General features: G+C 43.5%; 13 protein-coding genes. 11 read left to right on the forward strand and 2 right to left on the reverse strand.

All coding sequences use genetic code 11. The annotated features are described in order from the left end of the window. Window positions 1–118 precede the first annotated feature (118 nt). The 3 genes from BCV73_RS34360 (at window position 119) to BCV73_RS34370 (ending at window position 5,847) form a co-directional block, all read left to right on the forward strand. Window positions 119–2,374, forward strand: a complete 2,256-nt coding sequence (locus BCV73_RS34360) for a helix-turn-helix domain-containing protein (RefSeq protein WP_089550021.1) — start codon at window positions 119–121, stop codon at window positions 2,372–2,374. Between the two features lie 124 nt (window positions 2,375–2,498). Further along, a complete protein-coding gene (locus BCV73_RS34365; protein ID WP_089550022.1) occupies window positions 2,499–2,738 on the forward strand; it encodes a hypothetical protein in 240 nt (79 codons plus the stop codon). Between the two features lie 91 nt (window positions 2,739–2,829). Continuing rightward, window positions 2,830–5,847, forward strand: coding sequence for a glycoside hydrolase family 2 TIM barrel-domain containing protein (locus tag BCV73_RS34370; protein ID WP_009225438.1), 3,018 nt, complete (start codon window positions 2,830–2,832; stop codon window positions 5,845–5,847). Between the two features lie 412 nt (window positions 5,848–6,259). Here BCV73_RS34370 and BCV73_RS34375 read toward each other — a convergent pair whose 3' ends face one another. Continuing rightward, on the reverse strand, window positions 6,260–7,033 hold the full coding sequence (locus BCV73_RS34375) for an IclR family transcriptional regulator (RefSeq protein WP_089550023.1): 774 nt from the start codon (window positions 7,031–7,033) through the stop codon (window positions 6,260–6,262). Between the two features lie 521 nt (window positions 7,034–7,554). Here BCV73_RS34375 and BCV73_RS35550 point away from each other — a divergent pair. The 3 genes from BCV73_RS35550 to BCV73_RS34390 are packed head-to-tail and all read left to right on the forward strand — an operon-like array spanning window position 7,555 to window position 10,511. Then, on the forward strand, window positions 7,555–7,806 hold the full coding sequence (locus tag BCV73_RS35550) for a hypothetical protein (RefSeq protein ID WP_089550024.1): 252 nt from the start codon (window positions 7,555–7,557) through the stop codon (window positions 7,804–7,806). Between the two features lie 24 nt (window positions 7,807–7,830). Beyond that, entirely contained in the window at window positions 7,831–8,949 is a 1,119-nt protein-coding gene (dgoD, locus tag BCV73_RS34385) for a galactonate dehydratase (RefSeq protein WP_089550025.1), read from the forward strand. Window positions 8,950–8,972: 23 nt separating this feature from the next. Continuing rightward, window positions 8,973–10,511, forward strand: a complete 1,539-nt coding sequence (locus BCV73_RS34390; RefSeq protein WP_089550026.1) for a sulfatase family protein — start codon at window positions 8,973–8,975, stop codon at window positions 10,509–10,511. A gap of 274 nt (window positions 10,512–10,785) precedes the next feature. Here BCV73_RS34390 and BCV73_RS34395 read toward each other — a convergent pair whose 3' ends face one another. Beyond that, complete coding sequence (locus tag BCV73_RS34395; RefSeq protein WP_009226383.1) at window positions 10,786–12,354, reverse strand: sulfatase family protein; 1,569 nt, start codon at window positions 12,352–12,354, stop codon at window positions 10,786–10,788. A gap of 642 nt (window positions 12,355–12,996) precedes the next feature. Between BCV73_RS34395 and BCV73_RS34400 the strand changes: the two genes are divergently transcribed. The 5 genes from BCV73_RS34400 to BCV73_RS34420 all read left to right on the forward strand — a co-directional run bounded on the left by BCV73_RS34400 (window position 12,997) and on the right by BCV73_RS34420 (window position 18,374). Then, window positions 12,997–13,896 (forward strand): carbohydrate ABC transporter permease, encoded by a 900-nt coding sequence (locus tag BCV73_RS34400; protein ID WP_089550027.1) that lies wholly within the window; start codon window positions 12,997–12,999, stop codon window positions 13,894–13,896. 12 nt (window positions 13,897–13,908) lie between these two features. Further along, the gene (locus BCV73_RS34405; protein WP_009226385.1) at window positions 13,909–14,739 is read left to right on the forward strand and encodes a carbohydrate ABC transporter permease; all 831 of its coding nucleotides are present in this window, start codon (window positions 13,909–13,911) and stop codon (window positions 14,737–14,739) included. Window positions 14,740–14,807: 68 nt separating this feature from the next. Beyond that, window positions 14,808–16,208 (forward strand): ABC transporter substrate-binding protein, encoded by a 1,401-nt coding sequence (locus BCV73_RS34410; protein WP_083791528.1) that lies wholly within the window; start codon window positions 14,808–14,810, stop codon window positions 16,206–16,208. 370 nt (window positions 16,209–16,578) lie between these two features. Then, window positions 16,579–17,472, forward strand: a complete 894-nt coding sequence (locus tag BCV73_RS34415; protein WP_256993104.1) for an ABC transporter permease — start codon at window positions 16,579–16,581, stop codon at window positions 17,470–17,472. A gap of 11 nt (window positions 17,473–17,483) precedes the next feature. Continuing rightward, complete coding sequence (locus BCV73_RS34420; RefSeq protein ID WP_009226388.1) at window positions 17,484–18,374, forward strand: carbohydrate ABC transporter permease; 891 nt, start codon at window positions 17,484–17,486, stop codon at window positions 18,372–18,374. The last annotated feature ends 36 nt before the right edge of the window (window positions 18,375–18,410 follow it).

The raw sequence follows: 18,410 nt of genomic DNA on the forward strand, positions 1-18,410 counted from the left end.
GTAAGATCACGGATTCAGGGGATATTGTGCGAATGCAAAATAATTATGTAAAATTACTAGAACCGCTCTCGAATCGATACTTGTGATTCAAGTTTTCAAGTAAAGGAGCAGCAATAGTATGAGAATGAAGCTGGGTAAGTTGTCCTTGTTCTACAGATATTTGTTTTCCTACGCACTCTTACTTATACTTCCCATTCTTGTTACCGGTTTTTTTGTTTATCAATACTTTGTGGGGATGCTTCAGTCGCAAGTGCTCCAATCCAATCATAGCATGCTGGAGCAGGTCAGAGATACGATGGATAATCAGCTGTTGGAAATGAGGAATATTGCCATCCAACTGTCGACCAAACGGGAATTCGATCCGGATCAGCTTGGGCAAGCTTATGCTGTCTATGAGGCGAAAGAGAAGATCAGTCTTTACGCTGAAGCGAACACTTTTTTCTCCGAGGTCGCATATAAGGCACATGGGGTACCATTGCTCATTTCGTCGAAGAGCACATATCTCTTACCTGTGTTCCATCAGATATATTTGATGAACCAAATGGATTACGGACACTTTGAGGAGATGCTGAAGAAATCTGAGATTCATGTTCAGGCTATTGGCTCCATGGAAGGGGAACTTGATGTATCCAAGGACCTGTATATTTCCTATACCGTGCCAGTTCCGAAGGGTGGTTCTTTCAATGAAACGAAGGGCATGCTGATCTATCTCATCAAAGAGAAGGAAATGAGACGGATGCTGGAGCCTTTCCTCCCTTATGAGAAAAGTAATGTATATATTGTGGACCAGTATGGCCAGCTTATCACTTCGTTGTCCAACAAGCTGGATTTGCCGGAGGAGCTGCTGCATTCAGAGTTGGAGTTAAACGGGATCAGACAACTTGGTGGTGAACCCTATTATGTATCGAGGATCACATCCCCTTCCAGCGGTTGGACGTATATAACCGTCGTTTCGGAAACACAGCTTATGAAACCTGTTAATGAACTGAAATATAAAGCGACGATTGTATTGCTGCTTATTCTAATTATTGGCTCCAGTATCATCTATATCAACATGCATGTTCATTATAATCCGTTGCGCAGATTGATTGGCATTGTGGACGAGAAGTTACGTTTGACGGAGTGGAATTCATATCAAGGACTCGACAAGCTTCGGTCGGCATTCGATTATATGAGCAATCGGAGTCTTACCTTAGAGAAGGAGGTAGAGCTAAGCAAAGCAGCGCGCAGACAGCAATTGCTGACCCAACTGCTGCAAGGACAGACGGGAAATGAGGAGGATTTTCGTCAAGCTTGTGAGGAGTTAGGGATTCGTCTCCGTGGAGAGTACAGAGTCGTCTGTATGGAAGCGCATCCATGTGATAGAACTGATTCAACGAATGCCTTGGCAGCCTTGTCATGCCCATGGAGAATGATTGTTTCTGATGAGATTGACATGTATCAGGTTGAGACCATACATCTTCATCGCTGGATATGGATTCAAGCAGTGAGTGAACATGAGGCTTGGTCTGTATGGCATAAGCAACTGGATGATGCGACAGGCATGGCCTGGACCATTGGAGTCGGTGAGGTATGCAATGAACTTATCGATCTACCAAAATCCTATATTAACGCTCTGACAGCGCTTCAATTTCATCTAATAGTAGGGAGCGATCGCGTCATTTTGCCAGATCAACTGACGTCCAGAGAGGATAAATTCTCCGCATACCCTGCGAGAGAGCTGGAGATGCTCAGCTTCCATATACGCGAAGGAGACCTCGAGCAGGTAAGATGCTATCTGGGAGGTATGCTGAAGCAGATCCGAGAGCGAAGTAAGTCCTTGCTGTCCGCCAAATATATCTATTTCGACCTTATTCATACCATTCTCAAAGCCGTCTCCAATGAAAACATTCATCAGGGCGTATCAATTTCATATCCCGATATTATTGAGCTTACCCAATGCACTTCATATCGGCAGATGGATGCGATTGTATGGACAATACTAGATGAGATCACCCCGATGCTTGAGAAAGAAAAGAAGCTGGAGGACAACGTGTTGCTTCACCAAATTATAGAGCTGCTGCATGACAAGTATTCGGATTCACAATTCAGCATTCAAAGCATGGCCAATCATTTCTCGCAATCGTCATCCTATCTTTCTCGGTATTTCAAGGAGCACACTGGTCGAACGGTATTGGAATATTTGAATGGTATTCGAATTGATGAAGCGAAGCGGCTATTAATTGAGACGAAGCTCACGGTAACGGAGATTGTTCAACGTATAGGCTATAGCGATCCATCAAGCTTCATTCGAAAGTTCAAGTCGGAGTTTCAATTAACGCCAGGAGAGTATCGAAAGCGTATGCAGAAACAGCACGAAAGACTGCCGCAATAAGCGAAAAATGCCCGAAACCATTGGAGTAAAAGCGAATTCGGACGTTTTTTATATTTAGCATATGGGTACAAAACTCGCTGATTGTACTCAAGGATTTCGCTTTATAAGATTAATGAGCACCTAGGTGAAAGCGTTTTATAGTATTGGGATTTTTAAAAAGAGGGGGGGAATTGAGACGCTGGCTCCTATTGAGCTTGACTTGGGTGAGAAGAACGGTTTCTACGTAATTAATTTTGCGCATTTTGTGATAAATGGCTTATCACATGAGCATTGGAAAAACTATATCGCTCAACTGAAGAAGATGAACATTGGTAAGTATGTAGCTATTTATCAAAAGTATTATGATTTTTGCCAGACAAAGTAAAAGTTAGTGTGGATGAATAGTAACCTAGAGTTTGTATCCAGGTTACATTTATAACAGGTGTATTTCAAGATTCAAATGAGGTGGAAAAGCCATGTTGCAAATAACGAAATATTGGGACGATCTTGATGTCCTGCATGTGAATCGAGAGGAGCCGCGTGCTCATTATATTCCATATGCCGATGATCGCTCGGCGAAGTTGGCCAAGCGCGCACACTCGCCCTTCTATCAAACGTTAAACGGACAATGGAAATTTCGCTATTACAAGAGCGTACATGAGGTGAAGGAAGCTTTCTATGAAGACGGTGTCGATGTCAGCGACTGGGATGATCTGATTGTACCTTCCTGCTGGCAGACGAATGGCTACGATCAGATGCATTATTCCAATGTCAATTATCCTTTCCCTTGTGACCCTCCATTCGTACCCGATCGCAATCCGGCAGGTTTGTATATCCGGGACTTCCAGGTTCGCGAGGAGTGGGTGGATAAGAAGAAGTACGTGGTTTTCGAGGGTGTCAATTCTTGCTTTTATTTGTGGGTGAATGGTTCCTTCGTTGGGTATAGTCAAGGAAGCCGTATGCCTGCAGAGTTCGATCTATCGCCCTATCTCCGCAGTGGAAGCAATAGAATGGCTGTTATGGTACTGAAGTGGTCTGATGGTTCCTATCTGGAGGATCAAGACGCATGGCGGTATTCGGGCATATTCCGGGATGTTTATTTGCTGGCACGCAGCGAGTGTAGAATTCGTGATGTATTCTATCAGACAGAACTGTCGGACAGTTTCGATAAGTCCGTGCTGCAATGTACGATTGACACGGTCGGTTCCGTAGAGGTATCGATTCAGTTGGTAGACGCTGACGGGGTGAAGCGGGGAGAAGCTTCGGGGACAATTGATGGTTCCGCCACGTTCAATCTAGCTGTCGAGCAACCAAAGCTTTGGAATGCTGAACGTCCTTACCTTTACAGTTTGTTTGTCTGCGGCGGCGGTGAGGTACTGCATTTCAGAGTTGGTATGCGGAAAATAGAGGTTCAGGACGGCGTGTTCCTTATAAACGGGCAAGCGGTGAAGCTGAAGGGTGTAAACCGTCATGATTCGCATCCTGAGCTTGGACAGACGATACCTCTCAATCATATGATTCAGGATCTGTATCTGATGAAGCGTCACAATGTGAACACGATCAGAACATCACATTATCCGAATGATCCCCGCTTCCTTGATCTATGCGATGAACTGGGCTTCTATGTCATAGATGAGGCGGATCTGGAGTCTCATGGTGTACTGCATGCGGGAGACTATCATATGCTGGCTAAAAATCCGACTTGGGAGAAAGCTTTCTTGGAGCGTGCGATAAGGATGGTCGAACGAGATAAAAACCATGCGAGCGTTATCATGTGGTCCTTGGGCAATGAATCAGGCTATGGCATCAACCACATTACGATGGCTAGATGGACCAAAGAAAGGGATTCGTCCAGATTGATTCATTATGAAGGGGCAGCACTAAAGTATAACGGGCATCCCGATACGGATTGCCTTGATGTCAACAGCCGAATGTATGCAACGGTTCAGGAGCTTCTGGACTATGCTACCGATAAGAGTCTGAATAAACCTCTGCTCCTGTGTGAATACAGCCATGCCATGGGCAATAGCTGTGGAGACTTGCAAGACTACTGGGATGTCATCTACAAGTATTCGAAGCTTATGGGTGGCTGCGTATGGGAATGGTGTGATCATGGGATTAAGAGTGTGTCTTCAGAGGGAGAGATCTTCTTCGCCTATGGCGGGGATTTTGGCGATATGCCGAATGACGGGAACTTCTGTATCGATGGACTTGTCAGCCCTGACCGTATTCCGCATACCAATCTGCTGGAGCTGAAAAAGGTGATTGCACCTGTGCTGCTGGAGGCGGAGGATGTGTCGAAGGGGCTGCTTCGTGTCACCAATAGGTATGATTTCGTGGACCTGTCCGAATGTGTCATTGCTTGGAAAGTTGAATGTGACGGCGAAACGATCGAGCAGGGGCAGTTGCCTCTCCTTCATACCGCTCCCAAGCAGTCTGAGATCATTGAGGTGCCTTATTCATCTCCAGCTGCCAGCGGACGTTGGTTCTTGCATGTAACGGTTATGCAGCGAAACGATACACGCTGGGCGGCTGCTGGTTATGAGATAACTAGCGAGCAGTTCGAGCTGCCAGCCGCTCACTTGTGTGCGAATCAAGAGTCAACTGTTGCATGGAAATCAACTCTGACGGTCAAAACATATGGAGCGGAAGTGTGGATAGAAGGTTTCGATTTCCTCCATGTGTTCGATCTGCAGGCGGGCGCGTTCACACAAGTGACCAAACATGGAGTACCTCTGTTGCAAGGCATGCCGAAATTTCATATCTGGCGAGCTCCTGTAGATAACGATCGCAAGATCAAGATGTTATGGAAACAGGAAGGCTATGATCGTATTGAAACAAAGATTTACCGCTCCGAGATGACACAAGCTTCAATTGACAAGGTTAGATTCGAAGTAGAATTCTCTCTTGGCGGTTACATTAAGCTTCCGATCTTGAGAGGACTTGCGATATGGGAGGTTGATGGAGAAGGTGTCATCACGGTTGCAACCGAAATGAAGGTTCGTGAGGAGCTGCCTTATCTGCCGCGTATCGGTTTGCAGTGGATTATGCCGTCAGGCAATGAGGAGGTAGAGTACTTCGGTTACGGTCCACATGAGAGCTACATCGATAAGCGTCGAAGTGTAAGGAAAGGGAAGTATGCCCTGACCGTGGATGAGATGTATCACTCCTATGTTGTGCCGCAAGAGAACGGTTCGCGTTATGGTACAGAGTGGGCTACGGTAAGTAATGCGCTTGGCATGGGGTTAAGGTTTACGAGCCCAGGGAGCGAATATTCCTTCCAAGCCTTGCATTATACACCGGAGGATTTGACTTCAGCTATGCATACACATGAGCTGAAGCGGAGAAAAGAGACGATTGTTCATCTCGATCATCGCATGAACGGCATTGGCTCTAGCTCCTGTGGAACAGATCTGTTGGAACCCTATCAGCTGAGTGACAAACAGTTTGCCTTCAAGCTGCAGATTGCTCCAATTATGAAAGAAGACGAATAATAAATGGAAGTGGAGATTCAACAAAAATTAAGTTGGCAGATGCTAATACAATGGTTCAAGTGAGTACTTCCGTTACCTTTGATAAATCCTTTGTAATTCCAAGCGGAATAAAGCTTCAGAGCTTCGTCACGCTAACTATTCAGAGCTCTATCCATGTATACGGCAAGCTGGATTATGCAAGAAGAAGTGTGCATGAAGGAATGTTGGTTGCTGAAATGAAGTATCCAGTATTTATACCGGCTGTGCGCAAGAAGCGATTGGCGTCATTTTCGAATAATCACAGATGGATGTAACGCAAGGAAGCTCGAATTATTCCTCAGGGCTTCCTTGCGTTTGGTTGTGGTGTACGGTTTTGTGGAGTATAAACATAAGCTCAAGTAATAGCAGGATGGACGATCCTCCCCGTTATCCATTAGGGCCTCCTGTAGCCAAGCTGCTCGGAGATGACTTGGGAATACTGCAAGGCGAGCTGAATATACCGGTCGATCGTCTTCTTTGACATGCGGAAGATTGGACCGGACACACCGATAGCTCCTTCAAGCTGGCCGGTCGCATTTATAATAGGCACACCGATGCAACGTAGTCCTTCACAAGACTCTTCCATATCAAGAGCGTAGCCCTGTATTCGAATCTGTGCAATTTCATCTCTAAGCTTCGATGGGTCGGTTATAGAAGCGGACGTTGCGGGCTGGAGATCGTGATGAGCCAGATAAAGCTCCAGTTGGTCCGGACTAAAAGCCAGCATCGCTTTGCCTAAGGCTGAGGTATGGGAGGGGTATTCCAACCCGACAGTTGAAAGAAACTTGATAGGTTCCAGACTTTCAAGTTGGTCGAGCACAAGCGTTGTGCCAAACGATCCAGGTTTCGTTAGCAGGGTCGTTTCCCTTGTCTCGTCTCGAAGGGCGCGCATTGAAGGCTCTGCAACCTGTTTTAGTGTAATCCTGTTGGCGATAGAGCTGCCAAGATAGTACAGCTTGCCAGTTAATTGATAAGTGCTGTCCGTTTCCTTCTTCTGAATATACCTTTTTTCTTCAAGCTCCTTCAATATCCGAAAGACGGAATTTGTCGTAATAGATAACGTATTGCTGATCTCGGTGACCGAGAACGGCTTATTCTCTCTGGCCATAAGTTCTAAAATATCCAGCACCTTCTCGGCTGCGGGAGCTCTGTACTTTTTGTTTTTCATGACTATGAAATATCCTCCAAACTAAAGTGGATTAATAGTTCTATAGTATGTCTTTTTATTGGAAGGTTCAAGTAGAAGGAATAGACGATGTTGTCTGACACAGTCACCGTATCATATTCAGGTCGGAATAATTCAACTATTAGACTTGAAAGTTCAAATACAGAAGCATAAATATCACGCATTATAAGCAATATTAAATAACTTTTAATGGAATAGGTGATGTGAAAATGTCGGATACAACCAATGTGTTGGAGGAGAACTTCAAAAAGTCCATGGATAAAACTCATAAATGCGCTAGGACAACTTGCGTGCGATATGTCCGTCTGCTCAGCGTTGTCATGGGTCGAGAGCAATTGAGAGGGAACGAACGGTAATTGATAGAATCGCATCAACTACAAGGGAAAATACTGTAGTTTAATACCGAGCCGACTATGCTGTATTGAATCAGAAATGCATTTGTTGATGGGCGACATTTGATTCCCAAAGAGTTTACATTCGGTAATGTGATCCTTGCATAGAACGTGGCGAAGTTTGATGTGTTTTTTCTGAACACTACAATTGTAATCTTAACGGTTGTATTGTTGGTATTGCTCATTTCTGCTCCCGAACTAAGAATGTTTGAACTTGGCATGTATGCCTTTTTCGGAGAGTATTCCTCTGATCGGACTGCACTGGCTGCGGGTGCTATGATTACATTAGTGCCAATCATTATTGTTTTCTTATTTTGCCAGAGATATTTTAACGAGGACCATTCCGACGCAGTGAAAGGTTAATGATGGGAAAGGAATGAATGCAGGATGAAAATTACAGCGGTAAATGTGTTACATGTAAAGCCAAGATTCACCTTTGTAAAAATAGCAACAGATGAAGGGATCACCGGTTGGGGAGAAGCCGTTGTGGAAGGAATGTCTCGTACGGTAGAGACGGCGCTTCAAGAGTTGAAGGAGTTTTTAATCGGGGAGGATCCAACAAGGATTGAATTTTTGTGGCAAGCGATGTACCGAGGTTTGTTCTATCGGGGCGGTCCTGTTCTGTGCAGCGCGATAAGCGGTGTGGATCAGGCACTGTGGGACATACTAGGCAAGTCGTTAAACGTGCCAGTCTATCAACTTCTTGGCGGTTCCGTGCGAAGTCGCATACGCATGTATAAGCATGTGATTGGGGATACAACGGAAGAAGCGGTGCAAAGCGCCAAACAGGCAGTGGCAGAAGGATTCACGATGGTCAAAGCAGGTTTAGAAGCCAAGCCGCGTTTTGTGGAAGGTCCGGCATTTATTGCTGCTCAAGTAGAACGGATGGAAGCCATTCGTGAGGCGATTGGTCCGCATATCGACTTTGCCATTGATTTCCATGGGAGGGTTAGTCCGACATTTGCGATCCAACTGGCCAAACGGTTTGAGAAGCTTGATCTATTGTTTATTGAAGAGCCTTGTTTGCCTGAAAATGTGGACGCGATGGTAACTGTTGCTCGTTCTACATCCATTCCGATTGCAACAGGCGAACGTTTATATACGAAATGGGAATTTCGGGAATTACTGGAAAAACAAGCTGCGGCAATCGTGCAGCCTGATCTTGCACATTGCGGAGGCATTTCCGAGGGAAGACGCATTGCAGCGATGGCGGAAGTGTATTATGCCGGTTTTGCGCCGCACAATCCGTTAGGCCCGATCAACCTGGCAGCCAGTCTTCAGGTTTCCGCTCATGCCGCCAACTTCGTGGCTCAGGAGCATGTGACATTAGGGGAGGGGTACTTGAAGAAGCCGTTTGAGGTCAACGAAGGATATATTGAACTGTCAGATCAGCCAGGACTAGGGATTGAAGTGGATGAAATTCAGTTGAAAGACATGATGTATGAAGGGAATTGGCGCTCCCCTCGATGGTTCCACGACGATGACGGCTCAGTAGCAGATTGGTAGATAGGAGGAGGGGAAATGATAAGATGAACAAAACAGAGAGACCGAATATTTTATTTATTCATACAGATCAACAGCGGGCAGATTCGTTAGGATGTTATGGAAATACAGTGATACGAACGCCGAATCTGGATCAGCTGGCTGCATCGGGTACGTTGTTTGAAAATGCTCACTGTACACATCCGCTGTGTATGCCTTCACGTGCAACACTGCTTACGGGCAGATACATGCACGCCCACCGTTTATATCGCAATGGGATCCCGCTAAGCCAGCAAGAGCAGACCATTGCCCATTTATTAAGTAAGTCCGGGTACGCAACAGGTTTGATTGGTAAAGCTCACTTTACGCCATACAAAGGAGATCCCAAAGTCAATCCGGAGTCGGTGCAAATCAATAATGGTGTTGCACCAGAGGAATGCTGGGCGTACTGGCGGCAATTTGAGGGGCCTTATTACGGATTTGATCATGTACAGATGAGTATGGGACACGGTGATTACGGGATGAAGGGCGGCCATTACGGTTTATGGGTTCATGAGCAGCATCCAGACAAGGTGCCTCTCTTTGATCAGGACATTCATGGAGAGCCATCTGATGGTGTATATCGTAGCTGGAAGTCGGCTGTGCCGCTGGAGATTCATTCGTCCACATGGACGACAAACAAAGCGATCGAGTTCATCAAACAAAACAAGGATCGTCCGTTCTATGCGTGGATTGGATATCAGGAACCGCATGAGCCGTTTAATCCGCCAAGACCATATTGTGATATGTACGACCCACAGGAGATTCTCTTGCCTGTGGGTCGTGATGGAGAGTGGGGAAGTGAACCGCCAGAGCATGTACAATATTATTTGAATCGAGGAAAATGGAAGGATATTCGTGAGGAGAAGGTTCGGGAAATTATTGCGCATTATTATGGCTGCGTTAGTATGATCGATGATTGTATTGGTCGCTTGATGAAGACACTGGAGGAAGAGGGGCTGGCAGACAACACGATTATCATATTTACTTCTGATCATGGGGAGTGGCTTGGTGATCATGGACTATGGTTGAAGGGAGCGGTCCATGCAAGAGGGTTAACGCGCATTCCTTTGATGATCAAGTGGCCGGGTACGGCAGTAAGTGGCAGACGTGTGTCCAATGTGGCCAGTCTAATTGATGTTATGCCGACATTGCTTGATGCAGCAGGGGCAGAAATTCCATATGGTGTGCAAGGAACGTCGTTGCGCAGTGTTTTGGCAGGTGAACAAGACAAAGTGAGGGATTATGCTCTGATTGAACATCGGCACGAACCGTATCATCTCAACATTCAACTTGAGAAAGAAGAGTTGGTCATCAATAAAGGAACAGAAGAATGGCATATGAAAACGATTGTGACCGACCGCTACAGGTTGAGCTACATTCCGTCAGCCCAATACGGTGAGTTGTACGATCATCAAACAGATCCGGATGAGCTGATTAACTTATGGGATAAGTTTCCGGAATTGCGTGTTCAGCTGCAGCTGCAACTGTTGGATAGCTTGATCGAAACCGAAGAAGTATTGCCAAGGCGCATCTGGCAAGTTTAATGAGGAGCATTGAACAAGCTAGGAAAATTAAAATTGAGGCTGAGACAAAACCTACCTAAACCAAAAATTCCGAGTGTTCTACGAAAGTAGGACACTCGGAGTTAATTTTTTATGGAGGATTATCAAAAAACAAGGCGTTACTTGTATGCTTTTGGGGTACATTAAATTAATGGATAAAATGTCAAGAAGCTTAGCAACGTCAGGAGATGCACAAAAGGAGAAAGTCGTTTGCTGGACCTTCTCCTTTACATCATTTCATCCTATTTCCATATTATTATTGTTGTCGCGTACATTGCGTGATTCCCCCATCAGCTTGAAGTGTATCGGCAACCTTACTCCAATTGTCAGCTTGATCGAGGATGAATTTATAGACTTGATTCATATTCGCTTGCTTTAATCCGCGATAGTCAGCAAGCGCTCCCAAACTCTGCTTCCAACTTTCAAGCTTGGACAGCATTTCTTCCTTCTGAGCGGCATACTTCGGATTATCGAACAGATTATGCTGCTCGTAAGGGTCGCTGAGCAAATCGTAAAGCTCTCCTTCTACTAGTGGCAGGTCGAAGAACGGTGAGTATTTCAAGTAATGGTCTCCATAAAGCTTCTCATGGATCGATTCTTGCTCCGGATAGATTGTCAGCTTCCATTGGTGATCGCGGATCATGAGTGCTGGCTCTCTGTGAAGAGAACCACAGAAGTATTGGCTATGGGCTTCTGTTCGATGCTCCTTCGATTCACCGCGGCATACGGGCAGCAAGCTTTTTCCCTGGACTTCTTCCGGTACTGCAATTCCTGCAGCATCCAATATAGTAGGCAGAATATCTATAATTTCTGCAAACGTATCGAGTCGCATGCCGCCGTTTACATTTTGTGGCAGCTTTACTAATAACGGAATTCGAACGACAGGCTCATACATGTGTCCCCATTTCTCCACGAAACCATGCTCCCCCATCATCGAGCCATGATCTGAGGTGAAGATAATCAAGGAGTCATCATAAAGCTCCAGTTCCTTCAATCTGGCGATCACTTTTCCAATGCGATCATCAACATGGGTGACCAATCCATAATAGCTGGCTAAGCTTTTACGGTAATCTTCTTCGGTCAGTTTGTCAAAGCCACGCACTTTGTGAAAATACCGATGGGTGATCGGTTTATCATCGAGTGATCTGCCTGCGTTTGGCGGAAGCGGCATTTGTGCTGGATCATACATTTCAGAGTATGGTTTTGTTGGCATGTATGGTGTATGTGGGTCATGCAAGGATAGATGATGGAATATCGGTTTATCACTTCCCGGAATTTCTGATATGCGACGAATATAATCTTCTGTTAAGCGGGAGCATGGTGTTTGATCGGGATGGGTCGGGCTTTCTCCGTGGATGACTAAAGGAATATCGCCTTCATTTTTTTTGTAGCTGGACTTTTTTCGCATTTCGGGATCTTTAATGCCGAGAAAACTTGTATAAGGATCGCCATATCCACTTTGAAATTCCTCGAACCCAATTTCTTCAGCGGAGCGATGAACATGAAGCTTACCAAAGAGCGTTGTTGTATAACCGTTTTGGCGAAGTAAATCAGGGAGAGGCTTTTCATCGTCAATCATAAGCATCGCATTATCCAAAACACCATTGCTGATCGGATTTCTGCCTGTCATCATGCTTGCTCTGGCAGGTACGCACATCGGGCAATTGGTATAGGCGTTCTCAAATATGACGGCATCTTTAGACAGGTTGTCAAGATGAGGGGTTTTCACAATGGAGTTTCCCATATAACCAAGACTGTCTGCTCTGAGCTCATCGCACATTAGAAAAAAAACGTGTGGTCGTTTGTTTGTTTGCAAGTGAATCACTCCTTATTTAAATAGTATTACATTAAACATACATCCGATTTTAAATATAGTCAATTATTATATATATAGTATTGTATAAAAACAATTGACAATGTAAGCGCTGTCGTTTATTGTTTAAATACAAAACATTGTTATATATATAGTTAAATAGGAGGTGCAAACATAATATTAACGGTTTTTAAGGCGCGACTAGGAATGATGATGACAGCAACAGCAAATGTTGTCGAATGTTCGTTCCATACAAGGCATGTGTATGCAGATGTTTGTGCAACCGCCGATCAAATGCTGTAAAGGGTTTCAGGTGCCGATGAAGTCAACGATATCGATAGTGTTGAAACTTATCTGGAAGCGGCGCAGGATCCAATTCCAGCGAAAATATGAAAGCAAGGTATATTAACGGGGAGATTCGATGCGGAGTCAAAACGGTTCATTATATAAATAATGAATATGGTGAATAATATGGCTTGAATCACGATCCGGAGGAAAAATGTCTGGGACCATTAAGCTTACGAGAAGTATAAGCTGGAAGGCTATCGCGACATTGTTAATCATATGTATCGTGTGATTACTAAATCAAATATTCATTGGAACATCGGTACACCGGAGATTTAAGCTCTTGTTGAAGAAAAAAGGGAGGAGAATATGAAAACAAAAAGAAAGATCACGCTTAGAGACAATTTGGTCGGGTATTCCTTTATTTTGCCTGCATTAATCGGATTCATGTTATTTATGGCTTATCCACTGTTTAACTCTTTATATATAAGCTTCATGGATTGGAACATGTTCAAAGGGGCTGAAGGATCTACATTTATTGGTCTTGAAAATTATAAAGAGGCTTTTGATAATGAATATTTTCGAATAGGTTTTGTCAACAACATCTTGATTGTGATCATGGCAGTCCCAATTTTATTGTTTCTGGCTTTGGTAATCGCTTCTTTGCTCAATACGAAAATCATGGGTAGAGGTGTGCTGAGAGCGATGTACTTTGTGCCGTATATCACGACAATTACTGCAGCAGCTTTAGTTTTTTCGGCTATCTTTCATCCCGAATTTGGACCAGTCAATGCATTATTGCAATCCCTTGGTGTCGATCCAGTACCTGGATGGTCAACTAGCGTGAAATGGGCCTTGCCTACGATTGCATTATTCTGGATCTGGAAAAATGTTGGCTACTGTATCGTGATCTTTTTGGCTGGGCTACAAGGGATTTCCCGCACTTATTATGAGGCGGCATCCATCGACGGCGCCAATAAACTGCAACAGTTTTTCAAGATCACCGTGCCCATGATTTCACCTACTACATTTTTCCTGGTGATTACTTCTGTGATTTCTTCATTCCAGATTTTCGCTGAAGTAATGGTGATGACTAATGGCGGACCGGGTACTTCAACGGTGACTATGGTCTTTCATATTTATGATACCGCATTCAAACAATACAATATGGGCTATGCTTCAGCGGTATCTTGGTTGTTCTTCATTATGGTTGTCATCATTACGATGCTTCAGTGGATTGGGCAAAAATACTGGGTGAAATATGTGTAGGGAGGGAAGGTCATGAATATTCGCAGGGAAGGGCTTTCCATGCTCATTTTAACGTTAATGTTAGCTGTGTTTGGTGTCTTGATGGTTTTTCCATTGGCTTGGATGATGTCAGCTTCGCTAAAGTACGAAAGTGAAGTGTTCAAAATGCCAATTGAATGGATACCCTCCAAGATTAATGTAAGCAATTATATCACGGCGATGACAGAATTTCCATTTCTGAATTGGTATATGAATACGGCCTTGGTTACCTTGTATATTGTTTGTCTCGTTTTATCTGTAAGCACCATTGCCGGATATGCATTTGCAAAGCTGGAGTTTAAAGGGAAAGATGTAATTTTTATGATATTTATCGCTACGATGATGATACCAGTCGAAGTGCGGATCATTCCACAGTTTATGATCTTTAAGTCACTCGGTCTGATCAATAATGTGATAAGTGTCGCATTACCATGGATGTTTAATGCTTTTTCTATCTTCTTGATGCGTCAATTTTTCACATCCATTCCTAATGATCTGCTTCAGGCAGCAAGAATCGATGGTTGTAATGAGTATAGTACTTTTTTTCGGATTGTGTTGCCACTAGCCAAGTCACAGATTACCGCATTATTTATTTTGGCATTTACGTGGGGATGGAACGAATATTTAAGCCCGTTGATTTATATCAGTGATGTGAACAATCAAGTGCTGAGTGTAGGGATTGCCAGTTTCAAGGGAGAGTATTCTACGAACTTCGCTGTACAGATGGCTGGTGCAACAATGGCGTTAGTTCCGATTATCATTGTGTATTTGTTTGCCCAGAGACATTTTGTTGAAGGGATCGCCCTCTCTGGCGTGAAAGGGTAATTTTCGCTATGTGATGTGGTTATTAAGCGGGCAAAGCTGCTTAATGATAAATATGATAAAAGGGGAGAATGAAAATGAAAAGAGGCATGACGTTGTTCTTGGTGTTGTCAATGCTCCTGTTCATCATGGCGGCTTGTGGCAACAATAATTCAGTCAATGATGGCAACGCAGGTCAGAACGATAACAAAGCTGCGAGCAATCAAGGTGGGCAAAAAACAGATGACCAGTCCGAGAAGAAGGAACCGATCAAGATGGTTATTCATCTAAGTGGCATTGATGAAGATATTAAAATGCAGGAAGCGATGAAAGAAATTCAAACGTTGGACAAATATAGTCATGTAGAGTTTGAATTTCATGGCAGGGAAGCAGATTACCTTACGTCTGTTCCGATTGCCATAGCTGGTGGCAGTCAGGTCGATATTATGATTGTTCCCAATCCGATGATTCAGCAGCAATGGGCTGATGCAGGCACGATCGTCCCGCTGGATGATCTCGCGAAGGAAATCGGTGTCGATTTCGATAAGGAATTTGGACCATACGTAGAGAATGCTTCTAATAATGGTGAAATTTTCATTGTTCCACATAACATTACCAGATGGGCGCTTTATTACAACAAAGATATTTTTGATCAGGCTGGTGTGCCGTATCCAGATGATAAAGTACCGATGACTTGGGATGAGTACCGTGAAGTGGCTAAACAGCTGACAAGCGGTGAAGGCTCTGATAAAGTGTATGGCGCATTTTATCTGCCATGGGGAACATTCTGGTATGGCGATGCGATCATGGAACTTGGTGGCGGCGAACACTTCTATAACGAGGAAGGATTGTCCAATATCGAACAACCGGCCTTCGCAAGAGGATTGGAACGCGTCTACAACATGATGCATGTGGATAAAAGTATGCCGACCCATGCGAATACTGCAACTTCAAAAATTGATCCTCCAGCGTTTATGAATGGTCAATACGGTATGAATATTCAAGGTGGTTGGGTGTTGCCATGGGCGGCTGACAAGGATAATTTCCCTCGTGACTGGAAAATCGGCGTTGCTCCAATGCCAGTGGACAGTGGTGAGAAGATGAAAACGTGGGGAATCGTGAACGGTTTTGGTATTTCCCCTACTTCTGCAGATCCGGAGCTTGCTTTGGAAATTGCCATTGATTTGAGCAGACTTTCAGCTAAATATGCGGTATCTTCAGAATCAGCCAACCGTACGGTTGCACAAGACAACTTGTTTAATCAATTTGGTGAGTTGTTGGCAGATGATGATATTACGGTAGACCATCTCAAATATATTTTCACAAGTCCAGAAGCTGAGTTTGTAGGTGAAAAAGTAATGGGACCAAACAATGTCCAATATGAGAAGGTTATTACCGAAGAAGTTGAAAAATATCTGGTCAAAGAGCAAGATCTGGAATCCACGATTCAAAACATCAAAGAACGCGGCGATAAGGCGATTCAAGATAAATAGATTGAGAAATATTTCGATTCAGCTGTCTATGCGAAGTGAATTAAATCCCGATTCAATCTGCGTCTGCAAAGGACAAGGGACTCTGGTCGACATGGCATAGAAAACTCGTTAAGCTGACGAAAATGTCTTGGACTGAAGCCTCTCACTTCTTTATGATAAAAGTCAATAAAGCCTGAAATCCCTTGATACGGCAGGGATTTTAGGCTTTATTTTTTCCGCATATGATTCCGAATTTCACCGATTGCAAGCAAGGAAATGAGTTGCTAAGATTACGATGCATGCGACATTCTGAAAGCGCTTAAGAATTGGAGAGCTTGTGGAGAGTACAGTTCAACAACAAGTTTAGAAGATAAGACTGGAGGGGAAGAAATTGCTAGCAAGATGGAAACGATATTATGATTTATACTTATTGCTTCTGCCGACGCTTCTTTATTTTGCAATTTTCGAATATGGTCCGATTTATGGTTTACAAATTGCGTTCAAAAACTTTTTGCCGTTCAAAGGAATATTGGATAGTCCCTGGGTTGGATTTGATAATTTTCAGCGTTTTATAGAAAATTACAAATTCTGGGAAATATTACTTAATACTATAACGATTAGTATTTACGAGCTAGTTCTTTTTCCAATACCAATTATATTGGCATTGCTGATCAATCAGCTTACAAGCCGGAAGTTTAAAAGGATTGTACAAACTGTCACCTACGCACCACATTTTATTTCCACAGTCGTCATTGTGGGTATGCTTTACTTATTTACGAATCCAAGAAATGGTATTATAAACCAACTATTAGAGGGATTGGGATTTCATAGTATATATTTCATGGCCAAAGCGGAATGGTTTACCTCCATCTTTGTTTGGTCCGGTGTCTGGCAAAATGCAGGTTGGGGAACGATTATATATTTGGCAGCACTCACATCAATTAATCCAGAGTTGCATGAATCGGCTGTTGTAGATGGAGCAAGTAAAATAAAGCGAATTTGGCATATAGATTTGCCAGGAATTATGCAGACAGTGATTGTATTGCTTATTCTGAGTATCGGCAATTTTATGTCAGTTGGTTTTGAGAAGGTGTATTTGATGCAGAATCCATTGAATATTTCTACAGCTGAAATTATTCAGACTTATGTCTACAAGAGTGGGCTGTTAAATGCACAGTATAGCTATTCTGCAGCAATTGGCATGTTTAATTCAGTTATCAATTGTATCTTGCTAGTCAGTGTGAATTTTATTGCCAAGCGTTTCTCGCAAACAAGTCTGTGGTAGGGGGACAGCACATGGATACTTTGAGTAAAAGTAAATCGGATAAATTATTTGATGTGATGAATGTCATATTTTTCTGTGGGGTTTTGTTTATTGTTATGTACCCTTTGTACTTTATTATCATTGCTTCTATCAGCGATCCGGACCTAGTGAATGCAGGACAAATCCGATTTTGGCCCCAGGACATTACATGGATAGGCTATGAGCGCATTTTGAGCGATGATGAGATATGGAGAGGGTACTATAATACGGTGTTCTATGCAGTGTTTGGCACAATATTTCGAGTTAGTCTTATTATCACAGGGGGCTATGCTCTTTCACGGAAGGATTTGCCGCTATCAGGTCTTTTTATGATTTTGATTTTGTTTACGATGTTTTTTAACGGTGGATTGATTCCGACCTATTTGTTGGTCAAAAACCTTGGGATGGTTAATACTGTGTGGGCGATGATTGTTCCTGGTGCAGTGAGTGTCTATCAATTGATCATTGTCAAAACTTTTTTCCAGAGTACGATACCCAAAGAGATGCTGGAGGCGGCGATGATGGATGGGTGTGGTAATATTAAATTTTTTACGAAAATGGTTCTACCACTTTCTTTGCCGATCATAGCTGTTATGGTGCTGTTTAACGTAGTTGCAATGTGGAATTCCTACTTTCAGGCACTTATTTACTTGAATGATGTAAATCTTCAGCCGTTGCAAGTGATATTGCGCAAGATTTTGATTGTTAGTGAGGCGCAGCTGAATATGATTAATGATTCAAACGATGCAGTAGAGGAACAGAAGGTTGCAGGTCTTGTGAAGTACGGAATGGTGGTTGTTTCAAGTCTTCCTGTTCTTGTCTTGTATCCATTCCTGCAACGATATTTTGTCAAGGGTGTCATGATTGGTTCGGTGAAAGGTTAACCGGACTTTCATGAATAAATCAAAAATTTCTTAAGG

This window comes from Paenibacillus sp. SSG-1, assembly GCF_002224835.1.
Classification (GTDB): Bacteria; Bacillota; Bacilli; order Paenibacillales; family Paenibacillaceae; genus Paenibacillus_AQ; species Paenibacillus_AQ favisporus.

Coding starts and splice junctions, on each gene's coding strand:
- BCV73_RS34390 (WP_089550026.1), top strand. CDS start 8,973: ATGAACAAAACAGAGAGACCGAATATTTTATTTATTCATACAGATCAA.
- BCV73_RS34375 (WP_089550023.1), bottom strand. CDS start 7,033: ATGAAAAACAAAAAGTACAGAGCTCCCGCAGCCGAGAAGGTGCTGGAT.
- BCV73_RS34370 (WP_009225438.1), top strand. CDS start 2,830: ATGTTGCAAATAACGAAATATTGGGACGATCTTGATGTCCTGCATGTG.
- BCV73_RS34410 (WP_083791528.1), top strand. CDS start 14,808: ATGAAAATGAAAAGAGGCATGACGTTGTTCTTGGTGTTGTCAATGCTC.
- BCV73_RS34420 (WP_009226388.1), top strand. CDS start 17,484: ATGGATACTTTGAGTAAAAGTAAATCGGATAAATTATTTGATGTGATG.
- BCV73_RS34405 (WP_009226385.1), top strand. CDS start 13,909: ATGAATATTCGCAGGGAAGGGCTTTCCATGCTCATTTTAACGTTAATG.
- BCV73_RS34360 (WP_089550021.1), top strand. CDS start 119: ATGAGAATGAAGCTGGGTAAGTTGTCCTTGTTCTACAGATATTTGTTT.
- BCV73_RS34400 (WP_089550027.1), top strand. CDS start 12,997: ATGAAAACAAAAAGAAAGATCACGCTTAGAGACAATTTGGTCGGGTAT.
- dgoD (WP_089550025.1), top strand. CDS start 7,831: ATGAAAATTACAGCGGTAAATGTGTTACATGTAAAGCCAAGATTCACC.